Origin of the sequence: Domibacillus antri (assembly GCF_001936625.1) — a bacterium.
GTDB lineage: Bacteria > Bacillota > Bacilli > Bacillales > Domibacillaceae > Domibacillus > Domibacillus antri.
This window is the reverse complement of record NZ_MSDU01000075.1, coordinates 1-5,525: the sequence shown is the minus strand read 5'-3', so window position 1 is coordinate 5,525 and position 5,525 is coordinate 1. Positions and strand designations below refer to the sequence as shown.

General features: G+C 38.2%; 7 protein-coding genes and 1 pseudogene. 3 read left to right on the top strand and 5 right to left on the bottom strand.

What is annotated here, in order from left to right; translation table 11 throughout:
• Positions 1-94: 94 nt before the first annotated feature.
• The 3 genes and pseudogenes from BTO30_RS16735 to BTO30_RS17310 all read left to right on the top strand — a co-directional run.
• Positions 95-714: pseudogene (locus tag BTO30_RS16735) on the top strand (site-specific integrase); the annotation flags it as partial.
• 416 nt (positions 715-1,130) lie between these two features.
• Positions 1,131-1,655, top strand: coding sequence for a hypothetical protein (locus tag BTO30_RS16730; protein WP_075399826.1), 525 nt, complete (start codon positions 1,131-1,133; stop codon positions 1,653-1,655).
• A 36-nt stretch (positions 1,656-1,691) separates the two neighbouring features.
• Positions 1,692-1,868, top strand: coding sequence for a hypothetical protein (locus tag BTO30_RS17310; RefSeq protein WP_158023618.1), 177 nt, complete (start codon positions 1,692-1,694; stop codon positions 1,866-1,868).
• Between the two features lie 65 nt (positions 1,869-1,933).
• Here BTO30_RS17310 and BTO30_RS16725 read toward each other — a convergent pair whose 3' ends face one another.
• The 5 genes from BTO30_RS16725 to BTO30_RS16705 all read right to left on the bottom strand — a co-directional run bounded on the left by BTO30_RS16725 (position 1,934) and on the right by BTO30_RS16705 (position 5,416).
• Entirely contained in the window at positions 1,934-2,371 is a 438-nt protein-coding gene (locus tag BTO30_RS16725; RefSeq protein WP_075399825.1) for a hypothetical protein, read from the bottom strand.
• An 18-nt stretch (positions 2,372-2,389) separates the two neighbouring features.
• Positions 2,390-3,289 carry a DUF6731 family protein gene (locus tag BTO30_RS16720; protein ID WP_075399824.1) on the bottom strand — a complete coding sequence of 300 codons (900 nt, stop codon included), beginning with the start codon at positions 3,287-3,289 and terminating at the stop codon, positions 2,390-2,392.
• Positions 3,290-3,410: 121 nt separating this feature from the next.
• A complete protein-coding gene (locus BTO30_RS16715) occupies positions 3,411-4,178 on the bottom strand; it encodes an N-acetylmuramoyl-L-alanine amidase (RefSeq protein WP_075399823.1) in 768 nt (255 codons plus the stop codon).
• 88 nt (positions 4,179-4,266) lie between these two features.
• On the bottom strand, positions 4,267-4,743 hold the full coding sequence (locus tag BTO30_RS16710) for a phage holin family protein (protein WP_075399822.1): 477 nt from the start codon (positions 4,741-4,743) through the stop codon (positions 4,267-4,269).
• 100 nt (positions 4,744-4,843) lie between these two features.
• Positions 4,844-5,416 carry a hypothetical protein gene (locus BTO30_RS16705; protein ID WP_075399821.1) on the bottom strand — a complete coding sequence of 191 codons (573 nt, stop codon included), beginning with the start codon at positions 5,414-5,416 and terminating at the stop codon, positions 4,844-4,846.
• Between the last annotated feature and the right edge of the window lie 109 nt (positions 5,417-5,525).

Sequence of the window (5,525 nt, the reverse complement as noted above, 5' to 3'; positions counted from 1 at the left end):
CTTTTCAGTTGCGAAATACAAGGTGCCGAAATTGTATAAATTTAACCCGGCGATTTTGTATGAAAATGCCCGGCCTTGACACCTTGCTCCTGATAACATTCCGTTATTTTTAAAAACGGCTTATGAGGACAGTTATATTTACTACGTGTTCTTTAAAGTGTTAATCGAAACAGGAATGAGAAAGGGAGAAGCTGCGGCTCTTCAATGGACAGACATCGATTTAAACGAAGGTAAAATTTCCGTTACAAGGTCGCTGGATTTTCAAGCTGGCAACGATGAAGAACTTTTTGGGGACACAAAGACCTTTAATTCACCAAGAACGATCATTATTGGTTCTTCTCTCTGCAGTGAATTGAGAGATCACTTGAAATGGCAAAATAAAAACAAATTGATGTTAAATGATTTGTATCGTCATGATTACAATTTAGTGTTTTGCCGGACTAATGGTGACTTCCTGCCAAAATCAACTTTATTTAATGCTTTCTCACGCACTTTAAAAAAAGCTGGACTTCCACAGCTCCCGATCCATTCTCTACGCCACACACATGCGGTTATGCTGCTTGAATCAGGTGCGCCAGCATGAAATATATCCAGGAACGCCTTGGACATGGCAGCATGGCCGTTACAGCCGATGTGTATTCACATATCAGTGACCGGTTAAATAAGGAGACAATTGAGGAATTTGAGAAGTACGCAAATCGGTTTTTAAAATAATTTTGGTCCGATTTTGGTCATTAGCAAGAACAAGCTACAAAAATAGCTTTTGACCAAAACAAGAAAAACCCCTCGAAGCCATACGGCTCAAGGGGTTGAGGTTCTTAATACATTGACATGTATTGTTCGCGCTCCCAAGGATGTACTTGTGTGCGGAACAACTATTATACAAGTTTCTACCATTTTAAAAGCCTGCAAACCGCTGTTTTATAAAGTCTTTGAAAAATCAGACAGTGCTAAAACAGGTGAAACAATTTGAAAAGATGGGCAAACGTTGGGCAAGCAGATGGGCAAAATCATACACCCCTACTAATTTCAGTACGTGTTTCTTCTACATAGTAATACCATTTCGATGTCTCTTCCATACTATGCCCATTTTGTCGTATGATAGTAAAAAGTCATATGGAGGGATTTGGATGAGAAACGTGATTCAACTGCTGCTGACAGCAGTATTGTTTTTTGCTGTGTTTGTGGCCTGCGACAGGCTGACCCAGTCTCCTGAATCTGAAGAAAAAGAAACAGCAACTCTAACGACAGAAGAAGCAATTATTAAGAAACTCGGCAAGCAAAATAATTTAAAACAAGACCGAATTGTTTATTATGATGAATTTGATAACCAGGAAACCGAAGCTTCGGATGATATTGTTAAGCACATTACGTTGTCAACTGATGATAACGCATCATTAGGATTAGTAAAAAGCGGCATGTATATTGATAGTGCGGATGTATTTAAAATTGCTTTTGATGATCCTAAAACCAGTGAAGTGGTTCTGATTTGGGAGTTCCCTTTGCTTGATGAATACGGAAATGAAAATATCGAAAAAGTCATGAACATCACACTGGATCGCGAAACGTTTGAACAGATTAACTTCGAAACATTTGATCCAGACAACTATAGCAGCGTTGCTAAAAACTACAGTGTGCTGCCTGCGTTTGAATAAATGGAACCCCTCCAACTTGTAAAAGGAGCTGATACCGTGGAAGATTTTAAAATGATCTGCCCACACTGCAGGGAGCAAATCAACGACGATGATCATATCGGCATTACGCAGATCCATTCCGTCGTGCATCTTTACTGTGGATCGTGGCCTGTGCCGGGTGAACACATTATTAATGAGGGAACTTTTAAACAGATGGCAAAGAAGTATTTTTGACTGGCTACGGCTAGTCTTTTTTTTGCAAATAAAAAACACCTCATTCAAAAAAGGTGTTTTTAAATTTATTTTTCGTCTCCTTCTAATGACACATAGCGAACATAGAAAATAACTTTCGCCATTAAGAATAAGGAAACTAAAAGAGCTGTCATCCATATTGAAAATAATATTTGAATGGATGAGGTACTTTCGGTAAAATCAAAAAACAAAAAGAACAAGCTAATAATGGTCGTTCCAAAAAGCGCAGTAATTGATTTAAAAAGCTCTTTTAACAGCTTTTGAGCAGTCCCGAGTTGAATTAGCTTTTTAAAATACTTATTACCGTTCAGTGATTGTATAATTGTAATTGTCGCAATAAGAAACCCCAAAAGACTTGCTGCGAGTGAAGTTGTAGCTAATAATATATCCTTAAAAAATTTAAAATCAATCGGCTCCAATCCGGTCTTAAAAATAATAAAAACGATTGTTAGGAATACAAGCGGCCCAATAAAGCGTTTCAACATTTCGCCACCCCTTTTTTATCAGTCTTCCTCCTCGTTTATAAACATTGTATTCAAGAGGGTATTATGTTTATTATACACCGCAAAAATATGATCCATAACCAATGGTGCGGTAAATTTTCTTCCTTGTGTAAAATCTTCAGTTACACTGTCTCTTAGTATTTCGTTTATCAAGTCCAATGCTTCTTCATTTCCATCATTTTCTGTGATTACCTTAAGTGATTTCACATTGTCTTTTCCTAATTCTTTTATTTGTACCACTTTTTTAATCGTCTCATTAACATCCATATTTGGTGAACCAATTGTCACTTTCATAGTTTTTCCTTTTAATGCTCTAGCAAGAAGGAAATCACCCACAATAGTTCTACTGCTGTTTTTCAGCACTTCTAAATTTTCTGGTAATGCTACACGGTATTCAATATTTTTTATTCTAGGCGCTTTCTGAGTGCGCTCGAACCTAGAAAAATCAACAATCGTTTCTAATTGAATACCTCTTTTTTTACAAAGTTTTCTTATGTATATGCCAATATTACGCCAAACCAAACCACCAAAAGATTTATGTAATACCAAAACTTTATTGGTAGGGTTATATAAAAATATCGTATCTTTTACAGGCCCCTCATCTTCTCCGTCAGCATAAACCTTTCTTATACCATCTAGGTTAGCCCCTTCAGTATTCTCAGTAATGTCTACTCTTTCTATGGAACCTATCCAACAGAACGGACCACCGGCTACCTGAGGGTTCATGGGTTTTTTAATAAGAAATTTCATCCTTGCAACAAAACTTCCAATTTTAACATTTTCTACTTTTCCTTCAGAAACAATTTGCAATTGTTTTTCCAAAGCATTATTTACATGATCAGTAGAATTATCAGACTGTGTAATTCTAAAAAAATCAAAGTTTATTGTACGTTTAACCATTTTTGATACCTCCTCTAATACTATTTTTCGATAATAGAGGGAAAATATCTACAAAAACCGTTCTTCAATTAACGACAAAATACGACAAAAGCCCCGAAATGCATCGGAGCTTTTTGCTTTTTTACGCCTTTACCGTCCGGTTTACGTACGCAATCTGATAGCTCACCAGCTCGCTGTCCGTGTACCCGGCAATGCGTTCCTCCGTGTGATAAGATGCGTCGAATACGCCTTCTTTGCACGCTCGACGGATCAGATCCTGCGCTTCTTTACGTCCTACTCCGTTTAATACCAAAATATTCCCCTCCTTCGCTACCACCGTTTTATTAGATGCAGCTACCGGCTTTTTTAACGTCAAGCCAATATGTGCTCCCAGTGTCTCTGCAATTGCTAAACAAATCTTTTCAAAATGCTCCTGATATTTTTTGACGTCCGCACGAGAATTGACAAAACAAACCTCGATCAATACGGCCGGCTCAAAAATCTTTGTCAGCACGGCCAGGCCATCCCGCTTTTTGGCACCCCGATTTTTTAGTCCAGATGCTGCGCTTATTGCCGCTGCCAGTTTCGTTGCTAAAGCTTTTTGTGAGTAGTACAGCACTTCTGTGCCGATGTCACTTTCCTTGATTCCTGCCACGGCATTAAAATGGATAGATACAACCAGATCATCCCGATCCGCGTTATGATGCTTGACGAGCGCATTAAGATTCTGCTGCTGATTGCTTGAGGTGTTATCCTCAAAATAGGTTGCCGGAACCTTATGCGCCTGCAAGATCTCATACACTCGCTTTGTCACCTTGCGTGCTTCCGTCACCTCATTGATAAGTCCATTCGCCCCGGAACCGGTGTTTTTCCAGTGACCGGGGTGAAGTTCAATTCCTTTTATACTCATCACTCATCTGCTCCTTTCGTATAACCTTTTCGTGGATTAACAAGCTCAAAAAGACCGGTTACAGCAAGTTCAGCGCATCCCGCTATTTTCATTTTCCCTCACCGTCTTTCTTCAGCTCTTCATCGACTTTTGTTCCAGCAAACTCTTCTTTAACCTGCTGACCAAGTGTTTCTGTATCACTCGTCTCAATTACTTTTAGGCGCTCCGCAATATGAGCTGGGATTAAAACATCAAGCTCAGCCAAATTTTCAACGATCGAAAGCCCTTCGTTAGCAATATAAAAAAGCACTGTTGCATATGTAACAGTGCCGTTTAAACCGAGGATTTGATCAATAATATTGGCCATTATAATTACACCGAATACTAGTAGCTTCCGTGCGTACCCGAACAGGCTTTTACGGCTCCATAGGTTGCCGTTCTTAATTGCTTTAAAAATACCTGTAACAATGTCGATCCCCATGAGCAGTAACAGTAAATCTAAAAATTTTACATCACCAAACAAATACAACTGAACAACTTCTAAATGTTCCAAATTGACGCCCCCTACACTATAAAAATAAGACATGCTTTTCACGCCTTTCTGATTTTTGTATTAAAAAATGCCGCCCGGAGGCGACATGGTTTTTGGTTATATAAAAAGAGCACCCATTTCGAGTGCTTAAACCTTAATCTATATCTTTATATTCTGTTTCCAAATAAAATCCCGGAACATTTTCATTCAACTCTTCGCAAATTATCATCACTAAGCTTCTCAAAAATTCAGGAGCCACTTCAACTAAATTATCCATTTCTAAATAAACACTATCAAAATTCGATCGAGAAAAATGAACAATTTTATTTCTCAAATGAATAATTTTTTCGAACTCTTTAAATTCTTCTCCCAAAAAAGCTTCTTGATCTAATCCATTTGCGTCTGCTAGCACTCGTAATTTACCCTTAACGGTTGCTATAATGAATGGTCTTTTCACCTTAGATTCCGGGTCAGATAAATAATTTAATATATCTGATCCCTTTTCTACAACGGTATCGTCTATTGTTAATTTAGAGACTATTTTCTTGTGCAGAAACGATTCGAATGACGTGCAGAAGCTAATAATTGCAAATCTTTGATAACGCCATTTTTCAAAAGTACCTTCACAACTATTAGATTTTCCCAAGAAGAAAAGGCCATCATTGTACATTTCGTGCTCCATATTTGTTATCGTAATACTACCATCCATTTCACTTGTTCCATCCATTCCACTCACCCCTTCACCCTTTCAATTCGGCAAAAGGAGTGGAAATCCTACAGGAATCGTTCGACAAATAGCGACAACATTACGACGCATTATGGTCCTATAGCGACCT